This is a genomic window from Pseudomonas sp. HAR-UPW-AIA-41 (assembly GCF_002304225.1).
Lineage (GTDB): Bacteria > Pseudomonadota > Gammaproteobacteria > Pseudomonadales > Pseudomonadaceae > Aquipseudomonas.
The window spans coordinates 360,125-378,746 of sequence record NZ_NSLB01000003.1; the positions used below are offsets into that span (position 1 = coordinate 360,125).

General features: G+C 63.3%; 17 protein-coding genes. 5 read left to right on the forward strand and 12 right to left on the reverse strand.

What is annotated here, in order from left to right; all coding sequences use genetic code 11:
- Window positions 1-23 precede the first annotated feature (23 nt).
- The 11 genes from CK486_RS09045 to CK486_RS09095 form a co-directional block, all read right to left on the reverse strand.
- Window positions 24-545, reverse strand: coding sequence for a DUF4136 domain-containing protein (locus CK486_RS09045; RefSeq protein WP_095939957.1), 522 nt, complete (start codon window positions 543-545; stop codon window positions 24-26).
- A gap of 61 nt (window positions 546-606) precedes the next feature.
- Window positions 607-2,160, reverse strand: a complete 1,554-nt coding sequence (locus CK486_RS09050) for a SpoVR family protein (RefSeq protein ID WP_095939958.1) — start codon at window positions 2,158-2,160, stop codon at window positions 607-609.
- On the reverse strand, window positions 2,157-3,428 hold the full coding sequence (locus tag CK486_RS09055) for a YeaH/YhbH family protein (protein ID WP_095939959.1): 1,272 nt from the start codon (window positions 3,426-3,428) through the stop codon (window positions 2,157-2,159). The genes CK486_RS09050 and CK486_RS09055 overlap by 4 nt, the downstream gene beginning before the upstream one ends.
- A gap of 66 nt (window positions 3,429-3,494) precedes the next feature.
- Window positions 3,495-5,417 (reverse strand): PrkA family serine protein kinase, encoded by a 1,923-nt coding sequence (locus CK486_RS09060; RefSeq protein ID WP_095939960.1) that lies wholly within the window; start codon window positions 5,415-5,417, stop codon window positions 3,495-3,497.
- 264 nt (window positions 5,418-5,681) lie between these two features.
- Entirely contained in the window at window positions 5,682-6,011 is a 330-nt protein-coding gene (gene glpE, locus CK486_RS09065) for a thiosulfate sulfurtransferase GlpE (protein ID WP_095939961.1), read from the reverse strand.
- A gap of 8 nt (window positions 6,012-6,019) precedes the next feature.
- Window positions 6,020-6,853: a symmetrical bis(5'-nucleosyl)-tetraphosphatase gene (locus CK486_RS09070; protein WP_095939962.1), complete on the reverse strand. Its 834-nt coding sequence runs from the start codon at window positions 6,851-6,853 to the stop codon at window positions 6,020-6,022.
- Window positions 6,853-7,236, reverse strand: a complete 384-nt coding sequence (gene apaG, locus CK486_RS09075; RefSeq protein WP_095939963.1) for a Co2+/Mg2+ efflux protein ApaG — start codon at window positions 7,234-7,236, stop codon at window positions 6,853-6,855. The genes CK486_RS09070 and apaG overlap by 1 nt, the downstream gene beginning before the upstream one ends.
- An 18-nt stretch (window positions 7,237-7,254) precedes the next feature.
- Window positions 7,255-8,061: a 16S rRNA (adenine(1518)-N(6)/adenine(1519)-N(6))-dimethyltransferase RsmA gene (gene rsmA, locus CK486_RS09080; protein WP_095939964.1), complete on the reverse strand. Its 807-nt coding sequence runs from the start codon at window positions 8,059-8,061 to the stop codon at window positions 7,255-7,257.
- A 93-nt stretch (window positions 8,062-8,154) separates the two neighbouring features.
- Window positions 8,155-9,153: a 4-hydroxythreonine-4-phosphate dehydrogenase PdxA gene (gene pdxA / locus CK486_RS09085; protein WP_095939965.1), complete on the reverse strand. Its 999-nt coding sequence runs from the start codon at window positions 9,151-9,153 to the stop codon at window positions 8,155-8,157.
- Between the two features lie 102 nt (window positions 9,154-9,255).
- Window positions 9,256-10,557 (reverse strand): peptidylprolyl isomerase, encoded by a 1,302-nt coding sequence (locus CK486_RS09090; protein WP_095940011.1) that lies wholly within the window; start codon window positions 10,555-10,557, stop codon window positions 9,256-9,258.
- Window positions 10,538-13,342, reverse strand: coding sequence for an LPS-assembly protein LptD (locus tag CK486_RS09095; protein ID WP_095939966.1), 2,805 nt, complete (start codon window positions 13,340-13,342; stop codon window positions 10,538-10,540). Before CK486_RS09095 ends, CK486_RS09090 begins: the two co-directional genes overlap by 20 nt.
- Before the next feature lie 125 nt (window positions 13,343-13,467).
- Here CK486_RS09095 and CK486_RS09100 point away from each other — a divergent pair, with 125 nt between their 5' ends.
- The 3 genes from CK486_RS09100 to CK486_RS09110 are packed head-to-tail and all read left to right on the forward strand — an operon-like array spanning window position 13,468 to window position 15,931.
- Entirely contained in the window at window positions 13,468-14,490 is a 1,023-nt protein-coding gene (locus CK486_RS09100; RefSeq protein ID WP_095939967.1) for an aminoglycoside phosphotransferase family protein, read from the forward strand.
- Window positions 14,487-15,158 carry an N-acetylmuramate alpha-1-phosphate uridylyltransferase MurU gene (murU, locus tag CK486_RS09105; RefSeq protein WP_095939968.1) on the forward strand — a complete coding sequence of 224 codons (672 nt, stop codon included), beginning with the start codon at window positions 14,487-14,489 and terminating at the stop codon, window positions 15,156-15,158. Before CK486_RS09100 ends, murU begins: the two co-directional genes overlap by 4 nt.
- Window positions 15,158-15,931 (forward strand): DnaJ domain-containing protein, encoded by a 774-nt coding sequence (locus CK486_RS09110; protein ID WP_095939969.1) that lies wholly within the window; start codon window positions 15,158-15,160, stop codon window positions 15,929-15,931. The genes murU and CK486_RS09110 overlap by 1 nt, the downstream gene beginning before the upstream one ends.
- Before the next feature lie 8 nt (window positions 15,932-15,939).
- On the opposite strand, the gene CK486_RS09115 is transcribed toward CK486_RS09110, so the two are convergent.
- A complete protein-coding gene (locus tag CK486_RS09115) occupies window positions 15,940-17,031 on the reverse strand; it encodes an alpha/beta hydrolase family protein (RefSeq protein ID WP_095939970.1) in 1,092 nt (363 codons plus the stop codon).
- A gap of 121 nt (window positions 17,032-17,152) precedes the next feature.
- Here CK486_RS09115 and rpe point away from each other — a divergent pair, with 121 nt between their 5' ends.
- Both rpe and CK486_RS09125 read left to right on the forward strand, forming a co-directional pair.
- A complete protein-coding gene (gene rpe / locus CK486_RS09120) occupies window positions 17,153-17,827 on the forward strand; it encodes a ribulose-phosphate 3-epimerase (protein WP_095939971.1) in 675 nt (224 codons plus the stop codon).
- Window positions 17,824-18,525 (forward strand): phosphoglycolate phosphatase, encoded by a 702-nt coding sequence (locus tag CK486_RS09125; RefSeq protein WP_095939972.1) that lies wholly within the window; start codon window positions 17,824-17,826, stop codon window positions 18,523-18,525. The genes rpe and CK486_RS09125 overlap by 4 nt, the downstream gene beginning before the upstream one ends.
- Window positions 18,526-18,622: the final 97 nt, after the last annotated feature.

The following is an 18,622-nucleotide window of genomic DNA, read 5'->3' on the forward strand; positions in this document are numbered from 1 at the left end:
TACCGGTCGGCGCAGTGGGCGTCTTAGTTCATCGTGGACCGGGTGGCCTGCGGGATTTGCCGGAGCAGTGCGCCCAGAGCCTGCTGTAGCAGCTCGGCGCTGTCGCGCTCAGGGCTCAGACCGGTGCTGACCTTGCCTTCCCAGAGCGTTTGATCCTGCAGATCGGTGAGGCGCACGCGCAGGGTGCCGGTGTTGTCGCGCAACCGGTGGATGCTCTGGTAGGGGCCGAGCAGGCCGGGGTTGTCGACGCGGAACTCCAGTGGCTGATCCTGCACGGCCAGCCAGTAGTAGACCCGCAGTTGTGGATGCCGGGTGTCCTGCTGATAGCCCTGCTCGGCCAGGCCCCGCTGCAGCTCGATGGCCAGCTCGGCGTAGCGCTGGCGGAAGGGCGGCTCGCCCTGCAGGGCCTGTTCCGGGGCGATCAGCTGGTAGCGCTGCAGTCCGCTCAGGGCCGGGCTGGCCGGGGTGATGATCTCGGATTGCGGAATGACACTGGCGCAGGTGGCCAGGCCCATGATCAGCAGGAGAATGACAAACAGGCGCATGACCGCTCGCTCTTGGAATGTGCCGCCGATGCTGTGACGCAGGACCATGCGGGTCAACCGATCAAATGGGCGGGACGATCAGGTCCAGGCGCGGCTGCTCGCTTTCCAGCGACGGTTTGAGCGGCATATGCCGGGTGCGTACCACCTGCTCGCCCTGCACGCTTTCCAGATGAATGTCGAACCCCCACAGGCGGTGCAGGTGCTTCATCACTTCGTCACAGGAGTCGGCCAGCGGTTTGCGGTCGTGCTGGGTATGGCGCAGGGTCAGCGAGCGGTCGCCGCGGCGGTCGACATTCCAGATCTGCACGTTGGGTTCGCGGTTGCCCAGGTTGTACTGCGCCGCCAGCAGCTCGCGGATATGCCTGTAGCCGGGCTCATCGTGGATTGCCGACACCAGCAGGTCGTCCTTCTGGTCATCGTCGATGATGCTGAACAGCTTGAAGTCGCGGATCACCTTGGGTGACAGGTACTGCAGGATGAAGCTTTCGTCCTTGAAGCTCTGCATGGCGAATTTCAGGGTCGACAGCCAGTCGCTGCCGGCAATGTCGGGGAACCAGCGTTTGTCCTCGTCGGTGGGGTTTTCGCAGATGCGGCGGATGTCCTGATACATGGCAAAGCCCAGGGCATAGGGGTTGATGCCGTTGTAGTAGGGGCTGTCGAAGCTCGGCTGGAACACCACGCTGGTGTGGTACTGGAGGAATTCCAGCATGAAGCCGTCGGTGACCAGGCCTTCGTCGTACAGGTCATTGAGCAGCGTGTAGTGCCAGAAGGTGGCCCAGCCCTCGTTCATCACCTGGGTCTGGCGCTGCGGGTAGAAGTACTGGGCGACCTTGCGCACGATGCGCACCACCTCGCGCTGCCAGGGCTCCAGCAACGGCGCGTGTTTCTCCAGAAAATACAGGATGTTCTCCTGCGGCTCGGCCGGCCAGCGCTTGCCGTCGCTGGCCTTTTGCTTGTCGCCGGTCTTGGGAATGGTGCGCCACAGGTCGTTGACCTGCCGCTGCAGCTGCTCCTCCCGCTCCTTCTGCCGTTGCCGTTCTTCCTCGGCGGAGATCGGGTAGGGGCGCTTGTAGCGGTCGACGCCGTAGTTCATCAGGGCATGGCAGGAGTCCAGCAGTTCCTCCACGGCGTCGATGCCGTGGCGCTCCTCGCACTGCATGATGTACTGCTTGGCGAACACCAGGTAATCGATGATCGAGCTGGCGTCGGTCCAGCTGCGGAACAGGTAGTTGCCCTTGAAGAAACTGTTGTGGCCGTAGCAGGCGTGGGCGATCACCAGCGCCTGCATGCACATGGTGTTTTCTTCCATCAGGTAGGCAATGCACGGATCGGAGTTGATCACGATCTCGTAGGCCAGGCCCATCTGCCCGCGCGAGTAGCCTTTCTCGGTGGCGAGGAAGTGTTTGCCATAGGACCAGTGGTGGTAGCCGATGGGCATGCCGACCGAGGCGTAGGCATCCATCATCTGTTCAGCGGTGATCACCTCGATCTGGTTGGGGTAGGTGTCCAGCGCATAGCGCTCGGCGAGACGGGCGATCTCGCGGTCGTACTGCTGGATCAGCTCGAAGCTCCATTCCGAGCCACTGGAGATCGGCTGGCGCGGGCGGGCACTCATGCGCTGATCCTCCTCTGGAACAGTTCGCGGAACACCGGGTAGATATCGGCGGCGGCGACGATCTGCTGCTGGGCGAAACTGTCGGGGAAGGCTTCGCCCACGCTTTCGTATTCGAACCACAGGGCCTGGTGTTCGCGCGGGGTGATCTCGACGTAGGTGAAGTACTGCATGAACGGCATGATCTGCTTGAGCAGGATTTCGCGGCACACGGGCGAGTCGTCGTTCCAGTTGTCGCCGTCGGAGGCCTGGGCGCCATAGATGTTCCATTCATGGGCCGGATAGCGCTCGGCCATGATTTCCTGCATCAGCTTGAGCGCGCTGGAGACGATGGTGCCGCCGGTTTCCCGCGAGTAGAAGAACTCCTCCTCATCGACCTCTTTGGCACTCGTATGGTGGCGGATAAACACCACCTCGATCTTGTCGTAGCTGCGCTTGAGAAACAGATAGAGGAGGATGAAGAAGCGTTTGGCGATGTCCTTGGTGGCCTGGGTCATCGAGCCGGACACGTCCATGATGCAGAACATCACGGCCTTGGAAGTGGGGTTGGGCTGCTTGCTCAGCAGGTTGTACTTGAGGTCGAAGGTGTCGAGAAACGGCACCTTGTCGATGCGCCGGCGCAGGCGGCTGATCTCTTCCTCGGTGGCGGCGATGGCGGCGAGGTTGTCCGGCTCTTCGCTCTTCAGGCGATCCAGCTCGGCCAGCGCCAGTTTCAGTTTGCCGCGGCTGGAGCCGGACAGGGCAATGCGCCTCGCATGGGCCGAACGCAGGGTGCGGACGATATTGATGCGCGACGGGTTGCCTTCGTTGCTGATCCCGGCGCGCACTGTCTTGAAACTGTCGATGCCGGTCAGGTGACGCTTGACCAGATTGGGCAGAGCCAGATCCTCGAACATGAAATCGAGGAATTCGTCCTGGGTGATCTGAAAGACGAACTCGTCCATGCCCTCGCCGGAATTGCTCGCCTTGCCGCTCCCGCGTCCACCGGCGCCGCCCTGTGGCCGGCTGATGTGCTCTCCGCTGGTGAATTCCTTGTTACCCGGGTGTACCTGGGTCTGCCGGCCGCCGCGACCATGGTGCAGCACCGGCTCGTCGATGTCGCGGCCGGGAATGCTGATCTGCTCGCCGTGCTCCATGTCGGTGATGGAGCGGCGGCTGACCGCATCCTCCACCGCTTTTTTGATGTGCTCGCGGTAGCGGCGCAGGAAGCGCTGGCGGTTGACCGTGCTCTTGTTCTTGCCGTTCAGCCGCCGGTCGATGACGTAGCTCATAGCCGTTCTCCGGGCCAGGCTCAGGGGGCAGCACGGCGGGCCGCATGGCCCGCCGGCGGCGCGCGCTTACTGCGACTTGCGGACGCGCAGATACCACTCCGACAGCAGGCGCACCTGCTTCTCGGTGTAGCCGCGCTCGACCATGCGCCGCACGAAGTCGTTGTGCTTCTGCTGATCGTCCTTGCTGCCCTTGGCGTTGAAGCTGATGACCGGCAGCAGGTCCTCGGTGTTGGAGAACATCTTCTTCTCGATCACCACGCGCAGCTTCTCGTAGGACATCCAGGTCGGATTCTTGCCGTTGTTGTTGGCCCGCGCGCGCAGCACGAAGTTGACGATCTCGTTGCGGAAATCCTTCGGGTTGCTGATACCGGCTGGTTTCTCGATCTTCTCCAGTTCCTCGTTGAGCGAGGCGCGGTTGAGAATCTCGCCGGTTTCCGGGTCGCGGTATTCCTGATCCTGAATCCAGAAGTCGGCGTACAGCACATAGCGGTCGAAGATGTTCTGTCCGTATTCGCTGTAGGACTCCAGGTAGGCGGTCTGGATTTCCTTGCCGATGAAATCGACATAGCGCGGCGCCAGGTATTCCTTGATGTAGCGCAGGTAGCGCTCGCGGGTTTCCGCCGGGAACTGCTCCTGCTCGATCTGCTGCTCCAGCACATAGAGCAGGTGCACCGGGTTGGCGGCCACCTCATGGGGGTCGAAGTTGAACACCTTGGACAGAATCTTGAAGGCGAAGCGGGTCGACAGACCGTTCATGCCCTCATCTACCCCGGCGGTGTCGCGGTATTCCTGCAGCGACTTGGCCTTGGGGTCGGTGTCCTTGAGGTTCTCGCCGTCGTAGACGCGCATCTTCGAGTAGACGTTGGAATTTTCCGGTTCCTTCAGACGCGAGAGCACGGAGAACTGCGCCAGCATCTTCAGGGTGTCCGGCGCGCAGTGGGCGCGCGCCAGCGAGCTGTTGGCCAGCAGTTTGTCGTAGATCTTCACTTCATCGGACACGCGCAGGCAGTAAGGCACCTTGACGATGTAGATGCGGTCGATGAATGCCTCGTTGTTCTTGTTGTTGCGGAAGCTGTGCCACTCCGACTCGTTGGAGTGGGCCAGGATGACGCCGCTGAAAGGCAGCGCGCCAAGGCCTTCGGTGCTGTTGTAGTTGCCCTCCTGAGTGGCGGTGAGCAGCGGGTGCAACACCTTGATCGGCGCCTTGAACATCTCGACGAATTCCATCAGGCCCTGATTGGCCCGGCACAGGGCGCCCGAGTAGCTGTAGGCGTCAGCGTCGTTCTGCGGGAATTCCTCCAGCTTGCGGATATCCACCTTGCCCACCAGCGCGGAGATGTCCTGGTTGTTTTCATCGCCGGGCTCGGTCTTGGCCACCGCGATCTGGTTGAGGATCGACGGGTACAGTTTGACCACGCGGAACTGGCTGATGTCGCCACCGAATTCGGCCAGGCGCTTGGTCGCCCAGGGCGACATGATCGAGTTCAGGTAGCGCCGTGGGATGCCGTAGTCCTCTTCGAGGATGGCGCTGTCTTCTTCGGCATTGAACAGCCCCAGTGGCGACTCGTACACCGGTGACCCCTTGATGGCGTAGAAGGGCACATGCTCGATCAGGTGCTTGAGCTTCTCGGCCAGTGACGACTTGCCGCCGCCCACCGGCCCCAGCAGGTAGAGAATCTGCTTCTTCTCTTCCAGGCCCTGAGCCGCATGACGGAAGAAGGCGACGATCTGGTCGATGCATTCCTCCATGCCATGGAAGTCGGCGAAGGCCGGATAGCGGCGGATCACCTTGTTGGAGAAAATCCGCGACAGCCTGGGGTCGTGGGCGGTGTCGAAGAGTTCCGGTTCACCGATGGCCATCAGCATGCGTTCTGCCGCCGTGGCATAAGCACTGCGGTCCTGCTTGCAGATTTCCAGGTACTCCTGCAGGGAAATCTCTTCCTGCCGGGTCGACTCGAAACGTTGCTGGAAGTGGCTGAAGATGCTCATGACCTCACCTCGCTCGCTGACTGGAGCCGGCTCGGGGTATCGGGCGGGTGCAGGCGGGCGGTCACGGGCGTGACCGATGAACATCCCCCAGAACACCTAAAGTCGCTGCCGAAGGCCCCGGAACCGGTGTGCCGGCTCTCCGCTGTTTTGGATGGCCTGAGGTTAAGGATAGTTCGCTTTGGCGAGGGTCAAGGCCGCAAGGGGGTGCGGCTTTGTAACAAGAGGGCCAAGCCCGCGCGGGCTACGGGCTTGGCGGGCGGAAAATTATTCGGCGGAGCTTTGCGCTGTGTCCTGCGGATAGAGGCTGCGCCACAGCTCGAAGCCACCATCCAGACTGTAGACCTCACTGAAGCCCTGATGGGCCAGATAGGCGGCGGCGCTCTGGCTGGAATTGCCGTGGTAGCAGACCACCACCAGTGGCTTGTCGAAGTCGGCGCCGGCTATGAAGTCCGGCAGCGAATGGTTGTCCAGATGCACGGCGCCAATCATGTGACCGGCGGCAAAGCTCTGCGGGTCGCGGATGTCCACCAGTTGGGCGCCCTGTTGCAGCAGGGGGCGGGCCTGTTCCGGGGCGATGCGTTGAAACTCGCTCATGGTCGTTCTCAGCTCTTCAGGTTGGCGGGGCGGCTGCAGGCGCATCGGTGCATTTCGCCGCTGTCGACGTTCAGCAGGGTCATCTTGCCGCCCCAGACACAGCCACTGTCTAGGGCGATGACTCCGGGCTCCTTGCAATTGCCTTCGAGGGCAGCCCAGTGACCGAACAGGATGCGCTGGCCACGGCTCTTGCGCTGCGGCCAGCTGAACCAGGGGGCATAGCCACTGGGGGCGGTGCCGACGCCTTCCTTGCTCTTGAGGTCGAGGGTGCCATCGGCCGTGCAGAAGCGCAGGCGGGTCAGGCAGTTGGTGATCACCCGCAGGCGCTCGATGCCCTTGAGTTTGCCGCTCCAGCGGGTGGGTTCGTTGCCGTACATGCCGTCGAGAAACAGCGGCAGTGCGTCGTCGTCGCGCAGCACGGCCTCGACTTCGGCCGCGCGCTTGAGCGCCTTGCGGACGCTCCACTGTGGCGGCAGACCGGCGTGAACCATTGCCACATCGCGCACCGGGTCGTAGTGCATCAGCTTCTGCCGGCGCAGCCAGTCGATCAGTTGGTCGCAGTCAGGCGCCTCGATGATCTCGCGCAGGGTATCGGCTTTTTTCAGGCGCTCGATGTTGTATGCCACCGCCAGCAGGTGCAGGTCGTGGTTGCCCAGCACGCAGGTTACGGCCTGGCGCATGCCATAGAGAAAGCGCAGTGTTTCCAGCGACTGCGGGCCGCGGTTCACCAGATCACCGACCAGCCACAGACGGTCGATCTGCGGATTGAAGCCGACCTTGTTCAGCAGGCATTGCAGGGGCTCAAGGCAGCCCTGCAGATCGCCGACGGCATACAACGCCATCAGTGCAGGGCCCCCGGTACCGCCAGTCGGAAGGGTTTGATCTCGGCGTCGAACTTGGTGCCGTCGGCGCCCAGCATCTGGTAACTGCCCTGCATGATGCCCACGCGGGTGGCCAGTACGGTGCCGCTGCTGTAGGTGTGGCTGGCGCCCGGCTCGATGGTCGGCTGCTGGCCGATCACGCCGGGGCCGCGGACTTCCTGCACACGGGCATCGCCATCGGTGATGATCCAGTGGCGGCTGGTCAGCTTGGCGGCCAGACCTCCGCTGTTGCTGATGGTGACCGTGTAGGAGAAGGCGAAGCGGTTCTGCTCCGGCTGCGACTGTTCTGGCAGGTAGCGCGTGGTGACGCTGACATCGATCTGGTAAGGCGCAGGCTGGCTCATGGGTGATCCTCGGCGCAATCAGGCAGGGAGGCCGCGCTCGGCCAGGCGGTCGGCCAGGCGCACGAAGGCGGCCAGGTCGAGCTGTTCGGGACGCAGGCTGCCATCGACGCCGGCGGCTTCGATGTCTTCGTTGCTCAGCAGTTGCTTGAGGGTATTGCGCAGGGTCTTGCGGCGCATGTTGAAGGCTTCGCGCACCACGCGCTCCAGCAGCCTGGCGTCCTTGGCCGGGTGTGGCAGCACGGCGTGCGGCACCAGACGAACGATGGCCGAGTCGACCTTGGGCGGCGGATTGAACGCGCCGGGGCCGACGTTGAACAGGTGCTCCACGCGGCAGTGGTACTGCACCATGATCGACAGTCGGCCCCAGTCGCCACCACCTGGCTCGGCGGCCAGGCGCTCGACCACTTCCTTCTGCAGCATGAAGTGCATGTCCTCGATCACGTCGGCATGGTCTAGGAGGTGGAAGATCAGCGGGGTGGAGATGTTGTACGGCAGGTTGCCGACCACCCGCAGCTTGTCGCTCGGGCTGCCGATGCTGGCGAAATCGAACTTCAGGGCATCGCCCTGGTGCAGGGTGAACTGCGGGTTGATACCGAAACGCAGCTTGAGCAGCGGCACCAGGTCCTGGTCCAGCTCGATCACGTCCAGCTTGGCGCCACTGCCGATCAGGCCTTCGGTCAGGGCACCCTGGCCCGGGCCGATTTCCAGCAGGTGCTGGCCGGCCTTGGCGTGGATCGCGCGCAGAATGCGGTGGATCACGCCGGCATCGTGCAGAAAGTTCTGGCCGAAGCGTTTGCGCGCGCGGTGGACGTAGAGTTCGCTCATGGACGGGTGCTCGAAAAACGGTCAGGCCGGACGGCTGCGGCCGGTCCGGCGGATGTGCAAGCTTAACAGGTCGCGGGGCCTGCTCGCAGCGACTCAGGCTGACCGGCTGCTGCGGGCCATCTCCAGTGCGGTCTCGATGGCCACCTGCAGGCTGCCGGTCTCGACGCGGCCTGTGCCGGCCAGATCCAGCGCCGTGCCGTGGTCGACGGAGGTGCGGATGATCGGCAGGCCCAGCGTCACGTTCACCGCGGCACCGAATCCCTTGTACTTGAGCACAGGCAAGCCCTGATCGTGATACATGGCCAGCACGGCATCGCAGTGTTCCAGATGCTTGGGGGTGAACAGGGTATCGGCCGGCAGCGGGCCGATCAGGTTAAGCCCCTCGGCACGCAGGGCTTCGAGAGCGGGTTCGATTACCTCAATTTCCTCGCGGCCCAGGTGGCCGCCTTCGCCAGCGTGCGGGTTGAGGCCGCAGACCAGTATGCGCGGCTGGGTGATGCCGAACTTGTCCCGCAGGTCGGTATGGAGGATGCGCGCCACCCAGCTCAGTCGGTCGGCGGTGATGGCATCGGCCACGTCGCGCAGCGGCAGGTGGGTGGTCACTAGGGCCACTCGCAGGCCGCGGGTGGCGAGCATCATGACTACCTGCGGCGTTTCAGTCAGTTCGGCAAGAAATTCCGTGTGCCCGGAGAAGGGGATACCCGCTTCGTTGATCACGCCCTTGTGCACCGGGGCGGTGATCATCCCGGCGAACAGTCCGTCGCGGCAGCCCTCACCGGCCCTGCGCAGGGTTTCCAGCACGTAGGGAGCGTTCTGCACGTTCAACTGGCCCGCCGCGACCTCGGCATGCAACGGGGTATCCCAGACGTAAAGGCTGCCGGCAGCGGCCGGGGTGATCGGCAGGTTGTCCGGTGTCACGCTGATCAGCTCGATGACCAGGCCAAGTTCTCGGGCGCGTTGCTGCAGCAGGGGCTGGCTGGCCACGGCCACCAGTGCGGCAGGCTGTTGTTCGCGCGCGAGCAGCAGGCACAGGTCAGGGCCGATACCGGCCGGTTCGCCAGGCGTCAGGGCAAAGGGGAGTGGGTAGGTCATGCTTGCAGTCTCGGGATGGCAGGCTGTTGCGGCTTTCAGTCTATAACGGCCAGACGCAAAAAGCCCGGCGCAGCGCCGGGCTTTTGGGTATCGCTCTGGCTGTTACAGCTTGCTTTCGACGTAGGCCTCGTCGCGGATCTGGCGCAGCCAGCTCTGCAGTTCGAGGTCGTACTTGCGGTTGCGCAGCAGGTTCAGCGCCTGTTGCTTGCGGAACTGCTCGCTGCTGTCGGTGGCACGGCGGCCGAGGACTTCCAGTACGTGATAGCCGAACGGGCTCTTGAACGGCTTGGAGACCTGACCGACCTGGCTGCGCTCCATCTCGGCACGGAACTCCGGAACCAGAGCGTTGGGGTCAATCCAGTCCAGTTCGCCGCCATGCAGGGCCGAACCCGGGTCTTCGGAGAAGGTCTTGGCCAGCTCGGCGAAGCTTTCGCCGGACTGAATACGTTCATACAGGCGTTCGGCCAACTGACGGGTCTGCTCTTCGCTGCGGATTTCGCTGGGCTTGAGCAGGATGTGGCGCACATGCACTTCATCGCGCAGCTGGGTGTCGCCGCCACGCTTGTCGAGCAGCTTGATGATGTTGAAGCCGCTGGCGGTGCGAACGGGCTCGGTGACTTCCCCCTTGCTCAGTGCGCTGACCATGCTGTCGAAGGGCGCTGGCAGCTGGGCAGCCTTGCGCCAGCCGATTTCGCCGCCTTCCAGAGCGGTGTCGCCGGCCGAGCGGGAGATCGCCAGCTGGGCGAAGTCCGCACCCTGACGCAGCTGCTGGTACAGCTCGTCGGCCTGGCGCTGGGCTGCCTGGATGGTCTCCGAGGAGGAACCTTCCGGGACCGGGATAAGGATGTTGGCCAGGCGGAACTCTTCGGAAAGCTGAATCTTGCCGAGGTCAGAGGCGAGGAAGTTCTCCACTTCCTGATCGGTCACCTGAATGCGCTCGGCAACACGGCGCTGACGTACGCGGCTGATGATCATTTCGCGGCGCACCTGCTCGCGGGCGTCATCCAGAGACAGACCATCGCGCTGCAAGGCCTGGCTGAATTGCTCGAGGGTCAGGTTGTTGCGCTGGGCAATGGTCGCCACGGCCTGGTTCAGTTCCTCATCGGTGATGCGGATGCCCGAACGGTCGCCGATCTGTAGCTGAATGTTCTCGATGATCAGGCGCTCCAGCACCTGCTGGCTGAGCACATGCTCGGGCGGCAGTGCTGCGCCACGCTTGGCGATGGTTTGCTGCACTTCGCGCAGGCGCTGGTCGAGCTGGCTCTGCATGACCACGTCGTTATCGACGATGGCCACCACGCGGTCCAGTGCGGTGACTTCAGCCAGGGCCGGCAGGCTGCAGGCCTGGCTGATGAGGGCGCCCAACAGCAGGGGGCGCAGGCAATCAGAAAGCTTGATCTTCACGTTCACGGTAACCTTGGATGCCCTGGTCGAGGAAAGTCTCTACCTTGTTGCCAACGACCCCGCCGAGGCCTTTCAGCACGATTTGCAGGAAGATGCCGCGGTCGGCTTCTTCGTTCAGGTTGGGCGACAGACTGTATTCGTCATAGTCGACCCAGTAGCGGTTGATCAGACGCAGCTTCCAGCAGCAGCTGTCGTACTCGAAGCCACCGAAGGCCTCCAGAGTGCGGCTGCGGTTGTAGTCATACTGCCAGCGGGCAATCGCATTCCACTGCGGAACCATCGGCCAGATGACGGAGGCGTCGTGCTGGTCGATCTTGTAGTAGTCCTTGATCACTTCGCCGGTGACTGGGTCGGTGTAGTCACCGCCCTGCTGCCACTTGCCTTCGGTCGAGTTATAGACGACGGCGTCATTGCGGTAGCGGTAACCGAAGTTGACCACCTTGTTCGGGTTGTTTTCCGGCTGGTAATGGAACATCAGGCTGCCAGAGCGGGTCTGCCCCAGCGAGCGCTCTTGGGCCAGGTTCAGGCTGGTGCGCCAGTCGCGGTTGAAGCGGTACAGGTAGTCCAGCGCGTAGGGCGACGTAGATGTGCGCGCATCATCACGCTCGCGGTAGTCGATGCCACGCATCTGTACTTTTCGGTCGGCAAAGTACAGTGCTTGGCCGAAGCTGACCTGCTGACGCTCGAAACCGTTTGGTTCGATCCAGCGACTGGTAGCGCCCAGTGACAAGCGGTTTTCGTCGCCGATCCTATCTTTGCCAGAGAAGCGGTTCTCACGCCATAGGGAGCTGTAGCTGAAGCTGCTTTCTGCACTGTCGAAGACTGGGATTTCATCTTGTTTCTCGTGCGGCACATAGAGGTACATCGCGCGAGGCTCAAGGGTCTGACGGTAACCATTTCCGAAGAACGAGGAGTTACGATCAAAGTACAGGCCGCTGTCTAGGCGATAGAGCTCCAGTTGGCGGTTTTGGCTGCTGTCAAAGACCTCATTATCGGCCAGCATATCTGCTTTGCCTTGCTGGTCGAGGCTAAGATCGTACTGGGTACTCAGTAGTTTGAGTGTTGGCTTGATGTAGCCCCAGCTCCAGTCCATTGGCATGCTGACGCTCGGTTCGATGTGCGCGCGATCACCATTGGCGCGGTCTAGGCCTTCGATTCTTGAGTCAAGCCACAGCAAGTCGTTGCCGTTGCTGTCTTTGGTGTTTCCATTCTCGTCGGTAAATACGCCGTTGCGCAGATTGCGGTCGAAACGCACGAATTCAGCTGCGTAACCCAAGTCGAATGGACCTGTTTCAAAGGGCAGCTTGCCGTTCAGGGTCAGCTGCGGCAGGCGGTCGTACGGGGTGATGTCGGTGACCGTCGCCATCTCGTAGGCTTGGGCATTCAGGCGGGCTGTGTAGCTGTCGCCTCGCCACGTCAGGGTGCCGCGCTGGTTGACATATGTTGGGGTGTCGATACCCAGGTCGGTGGACAGGTCCTGGAAGTAGTACGGATCGCTGATATCTGTGTAGTCGACCTCGGTCAGCAGGCGTGAATCCAGACCGCCCTTGTGCTGCCAGCTGTACAGCCAGCGCTGATCTTCGTACTCGCTCTGCAGTTTGCGCTCGTCTTCCTGGTCGTCCAGATAAGCAGCACCGACCGAGCCTTCGCTGCTGCGGGTCAGGTAACGACCTTCGCCTTCCAGCAGCAGGCCGCGATTGCTCATATAGGTCGGGTACAGGGTTGCGTCGTAGTTCGGCGCCAGGTTGAAGTAGTACGGTGTCTGCAGGGCAAGGCCGGTGTCGCTGCCGCTGCCGATGCTCGGCGCGAGGAAGCCGGACTGGCGACGGTCATCGATCGGGAAGTAGATGTAGGGGGTGTAGAACACCGGCACATCCTTGATCCGCAGGGTGACGTTGGTCGCGGTGCCGAAGCCGGTGGCCGGGTTCAGCTTGATGTTGTTGCCCTTGAGCTGCCAGGCATTGTTGCCCGGTTCGCAGCGGGTATAGGTGCCGTCTTTCAGGCGGACGATGGCGTCTTCCTGGCGTTTGACATAGGCGGCACTGCCGCGCACATGGCCCTTGTGGATCACGTACTCGGCGTTTTCGATCTTCGCCTCACCGTTGTCCAGTTGCAGCTCGGCGCGGTCGCCGACGATCAGCATGCCCTTGTCGCGCAGGCGGACATTGCCGACCAGCTCGCCGCGGTTTTCGGTCTGGTACAGGTGCGCTTCGTTGGCTTCGGCCTGCATGCCGGACTGGCGCAGAACCACGTCGCCGGCCAGGGTGGCAACCTGCTTCTCCTGCTCGAAGCGGGTGGCTTTGGACGAGACGAACATCGGTGACTCATCCAGTGGTGTGTCGTCTTCCATGCCCGGGCGCTGAGGCTCGATGTAGCTGCCTTCGCAATACGGGCCGATCTCTGCCAGCTGGGCGGCGTTCAGTTTGTCACGCGGCACCCAGTCCAGATGGCTGTAGTCGGCGCTGCGGCTGGTCAGCCCCTTGCCGTCGCTATCGGCAACCTGCTCGGTAGCCGGGCTGGCCTTGGTTTCGCCCGACTCGCTGGCGCGCTTGCCGGCCACGGCCATGCCGGTAGTCGAGCTGACCGCCGACTCCGTGTGCACCGGGCGGGGTGGCAGGGCGCTGGTCGTGCTTTTGGGCGCACAGGACCAGCCGGCTGCACCGGCTTTGCAGTCATACTGCTCGGCGGCAAAGACACTCGGGCTGGCCAGCGGCTGCAAAGCCAGCAGGCTGCCGGTCACCAGCAGTGGGAATTTTTTGCGAAAAGCGGGGGATTTGACTGCCATCTTGTTAGTCCGAGCTTCCTGCGCGTATCGGCCCAAGGACCGCACGCCTCTCGATGGGCTGAAAAAGATGCAGGATAATAAAGCATGACCCGTACAACGGCCAGCATTCCCGGAGAACCCTCTGCATGACCGAAGATGTTCGTTATCAAATGCTTGTCGATTGGCTGGCGCAGGAGCTGCCGGCGCTGTTCGCCGGACAGGGTTGGGGTGAGGTGCCGTCGGCCAGTCTGAGCCCCGCCAGCAGTGATGCCAGCTTTCGGCGTTACTTCCGCTGGCAGGCTGGCGAGCGGACATTCATCGTCATGGATGCGCCGCCTCCGCAGGAAGACTGTCGCCCGTTTGTGCGCATGGCCGAGCTGCTGGCTGAGGCGGGAGTGCATGTGCCACAGGTGCTGCTGGCCGACCTGCCGCGAGGTTTTTTGCTGTTGAGCGATCTGGGGCGGCAGACCTATCTCGATGTGATCAATGCGGATAATGCCAACGCTCTGTTTGAAGATGCCCTGCAGGCGCTGGTGGCTTTGCAGCGTCTGCAGCGGCCGGCCGAGTTCCCCGAGTACGACCGCGCGCTGCTTAAACGGGAGTTGCAGCTGTTCCCTGACTGGTATGTGGCGCGTGAGCTGCGTACCGAGTTTACGGCCGCGCAGCAGCAGGCCTGGGGGCGTATCTGTGAGCTGCTGATCGGCAGCGCCCTGGCGCAGCCGCAGGTGCTGGTGCATCGCGACTACATGCCGCGCAACCTGATGCTTAGCGCGCCCAATCCCGGGGTGCTGGATTTTCAGGATGCCGTGTGGGGGCCGTTGACCTATGACGTCACCAGCCTGTTCAAGGATGCTTTCCTCAGCTGGCCGCAGGCGCGTGTCGAAACCTGGCTGCAGCGCTATTACCAGCTTGCCGGGGAGGCGGGCATTGCCTTGCCATCAAGCTTTTCCGAGTTTCAGCGGGCCAGCGACCTGATGGGCTTGCAGCGCCATCTCAAGGTCATCGGTATCTTTGCGCGTATCTGTCATCGCGATGGAAAACCGAAATATCTGGGTGATGTGCCGCGCTTCTTTGCCTACATCGAAGAGGTGCTCAGCCGGCGGCCGGAGCTGGCCGAGCTGGGGCAATTGCTCGCGCAGCTGCGCCAGCCTTCGGCGGTACCGGCATGAAGGCGATGATTCTCGCGGCGGGCAAGGGCGAGCGCCTGCGCCCCCTGACCCTGCATACCCCCAAACCTCTGGTGCGGGCGGGCGGCGTGCCGTTGATCGAATACCATGTGCGGGCACTGGCGCGCGCGGGCTTTACCGAGCTGGTGATCAATCACGCCTGGCTTGGTCAGCAGATCGAGGACTACCTCGGCGATGGCGCGCGCTTCGGGGTGCGGATTCAGTACTCCCCCGAAGGCGAGCCGCTGGAAACCGGTGGCGGCATCTGCCGCGCTTTGCCGCTGCTGGGCGATGACCCCTTTCTGGTGGTCAATGGCGACATCTGGACCGATTGCGATTTTGCTCTATTGCGCCGTCCTCTGAAGGGCCTGGCTCATCTGCTGCTGGTGGATAACCCGGGGCACAACAGTCGTGGTGATTTCACGCTGGAAAACGGGCAGGTACGGGATGCCTGCGAGGGCGACGCCAGCCTGACCTACAGCGGCATGGCGCTGCTGCATCCACAGCTATTTGCCGGCTGCAGTGCCGGTGCCTTCAAGCTGGCGCCGCTGCTGCGTGCGGCCATGGCAGAGGGGCGGGTGAGCGGCGAGCACTTCCATGGGCGCTGGGTGGATGTGGGTACCCACGAGCGCCTGGCCGAGGTTGAACAGCTGCTGGCGGTGCCGGCCTGATGCGCTGGCCGGCCACCTTGCTGGGGGCGGCCGCCGGACTGGCGCTGGCCAGTATTCCGGGGGTGCTGCTGGGTGGTTTGCTGGGTTATCTGCTGGATCGCCGGCTGCAGCTCGACTCCTGGTCGACCTTCGTGCGGCGACTGCGTGGGCAGGTGCTGCCGCATGGTGATGAGCTGTTGTTCATGCTGCTGGGGCGAGTGGCCAAGGGCGATGGGCGCGTATTGCCCGAGCATATTCGTCTGGCGCGTGGCGAGATGAAGCGTCTGGGGCTGGATGAGGCGCAACAGGCGCTGGCGATCGCCGCGTTTGGTCGTGGCAAGCACCACGAACGTGGCTGGCGTCTGAGCCTGCTGCCGCTGCGGCGAGATGCGGCCCGGGCCGAAAGCTGGCTGCGCAGTTGCTGGGTCATGGCCGGTGCGGGTGGTTCGGTGTCGGTGGCCAATGGCGAGCGCATCCGCTTGTGGGGGCGTTGGATGGGGCTTGCTGCTGAGCGAGTGGAACAGCTGGCGGCCGAGTTCGAAGGTGTGGCTAAACGAAGTGCGCCTGTGCGCAGGCACGATGACTATGCAAAAGCCCTCACGCTCCTCGGCGTATCGGAGACCAGCTCGGCGGAACAGGTCAAGCGTGCCTATCGCAAGCTGCTCAGCCAGAACCATCCCGACAAACTGGCGGGGCAGGGCGCCAGTCAGGCGCAGCTGCGGGCTGCCACCGAGCGTACCCGCGAGTTGCACAGCGCCTATGCCAAGGTGCGAGAACAGCGCGGGTTTCGCTGAGCGCAGTGTCAGGGCGCCGCTTTGATCTGCAGATCCAACCAGCCGCGAATGCGCCGGAACAGCTGCTCCGACTCGATCTCAGGATTGCCCGGCAGCGCTTTCATCGCTACCTGGACATAGGCAGGGTGTTGCTGGCGCTTGCCGGCCTGCATGCGTTTGAGCGCCGCCTGGCGGTCCTGCGGCTGATCCTTGTAGTAGAAATCACCTGTAGCCAGCTTGATGCCGGCAAGCAGCTCTTCGGCGTTGCCGGTGAAGCTTTTGGGTGGCTCGGCTGACACCAGAAGCAGGTTCTGTATATCGTCCGGTTTCTTCTCGCTGAGGTATTGCGCGGCCCAGTAAGCGCCGCTGCCATGGCCAAGCAGAATAAGGCGAGCCGGTTTCTCCTGGCGGGCAGCCGCCACGGCAGCATCGATGCGGTCGAAGACGCGCTGCTGATGACTGACCTGCGTGGTGGCAGGCTCTGCAGCCGGACTGGCGGGTGCTGGCTCGGCAGCACCTGCTTCGGCCGGAGCGGTTTCACTGCTGTTGTCGGCTGGCGCAGCAGGCGCTTCACCTGTGGCATCGCTGGCAGGTGCTGCAGGCGCGGCTTCGGGGCGGGGCGGCAGGCTGGGTGCCTGCGGGTCTGGCAGGGTCAGGCTGAGCGTCGACCAGCCTGAGTTGGGCAGCTTGTGGCGCAGAGGGCTGACGACCTGTGGCCAGTCGGCGCTTTCGCCGTCCCCCGGCACAATCACCACGATACCCGAGGCGGTGCCGGCATTGGCGGGCAGCCAGAGCGCGAGAAAGCTCTCGTCGCCGGCCTTCAGCTGTTGCTGTTCATCAGCACTCAACTGGTTCTGCAGCCCTTGTGCCTGCTCGACGCTCACCGGCGCCGGCTCGACCCGGATGGGAGGCTCGCTGGGGACAGCTTCGGTGCTGACGGTATCGGCGCCACTGGCGCCGCCGGCGGCATCGTCGGCGGGCGGTGCGGCCTCTGCGGACGCGGCGGGTGCTGTAGCGCTGCCGCCCTCGCTGGGTGCGGCTGGGGCGGCGGGTGCATCTTCGGCACCGGCGTGCAGGCTGAGCAGAAGCAGGGCAAGCGGGGCGAGGTGTTTCGACGGCATGACGAATCTCCTGTGACGTGTCTAAAGACTAGCTGCTTGCCAGTGGCTTTGTCAGGCGCAGGCGGCAGCCAGCGGGAGGCTCGGGTACACTAGGCGCCTTACTGACTTGCCGAGGTGCCGCATGCAGCCGTTTGCCATTGCTCCGTCGATTCTGTCTGCCGATTTCGCCCGTCTGGGCGAGGAAGTGGACAATGTTCTGGCCGCCGGTGCCGATATCGTCCACTTCGATGTGATGGACAATCACTACGTGCCCAACCTGACCATCGGCCCGATGGTCTGCTCGGCGCTGCGCAGGTACGGCATTACCGCGCCGATCGATGCGCACCTGATGGTCAAGCCGGTGGACCGCATCATCGGTGATTTCATCGAGGCCGGTGCCAGCTATATCACCTTCCACCCTGAAGCTTCGGAGCACATCGACCGTTCCCTGCAACTGATCAAGGATGGTGGCTGCAAGGCAGGGCTGGTGTTCAATCCGGCCACACCGCTGGACGTGCTCAAGTACGTGATGGACAAGGTCGACATGATCCTCCTGATGAGCGTCAACCCAGGCTTTGGCGGGCAGAAGTTCATCCCAGGCACCCTCGACAAGCTGCGCGAGGCGCGGGCACTGATCGATGCCAGCGGTCGTGAGATTCGCCTGGAGATCGACGGCGGGGTGAATGTGCAGAACATCCGCGCCATCGCCGAGGCCGGTGCCGATACCTTCGTGGCCGGCTCGGCCATCTTCAATCAGGCCGACTACAAGGCGGTGATCGACGCCATGCGCGCCGAGCTGGCCCAGGTGCGTGCGTGACCGCGCTGCACCAGCTGTTTGGCGGTGAATTGCCGCGTCTGGTGATGTTCGATCTGGATGGCACCCTGCTGGACTCGGTGCCGGATCTGGCCGCAGCCATCGACCGGATGCTCGGTCAGTTGGGCCGCTCGCCGGCTGGTGTGGCCAAGGTGCGCGACTGGGTTGGCAATGGTTCCAAGGTGCTGGTGCGCCGGGCCCTGGCCGATGATCTCGACCACAGCGCCATTACGGATGAGCAGGCCGCGCCGGCGCATCAGCTGTTTCTTTCGGCTTATGCCGACTGCCATGCCCTGAGCACCGTTTACCCCGGCGTGCGTGAGTGCCTCGACTGGCTGCAGGCCCGAGCCGTGCCGCTTGCGCTGGTGACCAACAAGCCGACCCAGTTCGTTGGCCCGCTGCTGGCGGAGAAGGGGCTGGACGGTTATTTCCGGTGGGTGCTGGGCGGTGACAGCCTGCCGGTGCAGAAACCTGACCCGGCCGCGCTCAACTGGGTGCTGGCCGAGGCGGCGGTGGCGCCAATGCAGGCGCTGTTTGTCGGTGACTCGCGCAACGATGTACTGGCCGCGCGTGCCGCGGGTGTGCCCTGCGTGGCGCTGACCTATGGCTATAACCATGGACGGCCGATTGCTGAGGAACGGCCGGCGCTGGTGCTGGATGACCTGCGCCAGCTGGTTGATTCGACCGGGGGGCTCGGGTAGTGTGCCTCGACCTCAGGCTTTTCCCGCCGAAGAGATCAGATCGTGGTGGCTTCTTTATGAATTTCAGGCGCAAACACTGGATGAACGTGATCAAGGC

What these genes read in the sequence shown, in the direction of transcription:
- CK486_RS09045 (WP_095939957.1), bottom strand. Translation starts at nt 545, where the DNA reads ATGCGCCTGTTTGTCATTCTCCTGCTGATCATGGGCCTGGCCACCTGC.
- CK486_RS09050 (WP_095939958.1), bottom strand. Translation starts at nt 2,160, where the DNA reads ATGAGTGCCCGCCCGCGCCAGCCGATCTCCAGTGGCTCGGAATGGAGC.
- CK486_RS09055 (WP_095939959.1), bottom strand. Translation starts at nt 3,428, where the DNA reads ATGAGCTACGTCATCGACCGGCGGCTGAACGGCAAGAACAAGAGCACG.
- CK486_RS09060 (WP_095939960.1), bottom strand. Translation starts at nt 5,417, where the DNA reads ATGAGCATCTTCAGCCACTTCCAGCAACGTTTCGAGTCGACCCGGCAG.
- glpE (WP_095939961.1), bottom strand. Translation starts at nt 6,011, where the DNA reads ATGAGCGAGTTTCAACGCATCGCCCCGGAACAGGCCCGCCCCCTGCTG.
- CK486_RS09070 (WP_095939962.1), bottom strand. Translation starts at nt 6,853, where the DNA reads ATGGCGTTGTATGCCGTCGGCGATCTGCAGGGCTGCCTTGAGCCCCTG.
- apaG (WP_095939963.1), bottom strand. Translation starts at nt 7,236, where the DNA reads ATGAGCCAGCCTGCGCCTTACCAGATCGATGTCAGCGTCACCACGCGC.
- rsmA (WP_095939964.1), bottom strand. Translation starts at nt 8,061, where the DNA reads ATGAGCGAACTCTACGTCCACCGCGCGCGCAAACGCTTCGGCCAGAAC.
- pdxA (WP_095939965.1), bottom strand. Translation starts at nt 9,153, where the DNA reads ATGACCTACCCACTCCCCTTTGCCCTGACGCCTGGCGAACCGGCCGGT.
- CK486_RS09095 (WP_095939966.1), bottom strand. Translation starts at nt 13,342, where the DNA reads ATGGCAGTCAAATCCCCCGCTTTTCGCAAAAAATTCCCACTGCTGGTG.
- CK486_RS09100 (WP_095939967.1), top strand. Translation starts at nt 13,468, where the DNA reads ATGACCGAAGATGTTCGTTATCAAATGCTTGTCGATTGGCTGGCGCAG.
- murU (WP_095939968.1), top strand. Translation starts at nt 14,487, where the DNA reads ATGAAGGCGATGATTCTCGCGGCGGGCAAGGGCGAGCGCCTGCGCCCC.
- CK486_RS09110 (WP_095939969.1), top strand. Translation starts at nt 15,158, where the DNA reads ATGCGCTGGCCGGCCACCTTGCTGGGGGCGGCCGCCGGACTGGCGCTG.
- CK486_RS09115 (WP_095939970.1), bottom strand. Translation starts at nt 17,031, where the DNA reads ATGCCGTCGAAACACCTCGCCCCGCTTGCCCTGCTTCTGCTCAGCCTG.
- rpe (WP_095939971.1), top strand. Translation starts at nt 17,153, where the DNA reads ATGCAGCCGTTTGCCATTGCTCCGTCGATTCTGTCTGCCGATTTCGCC.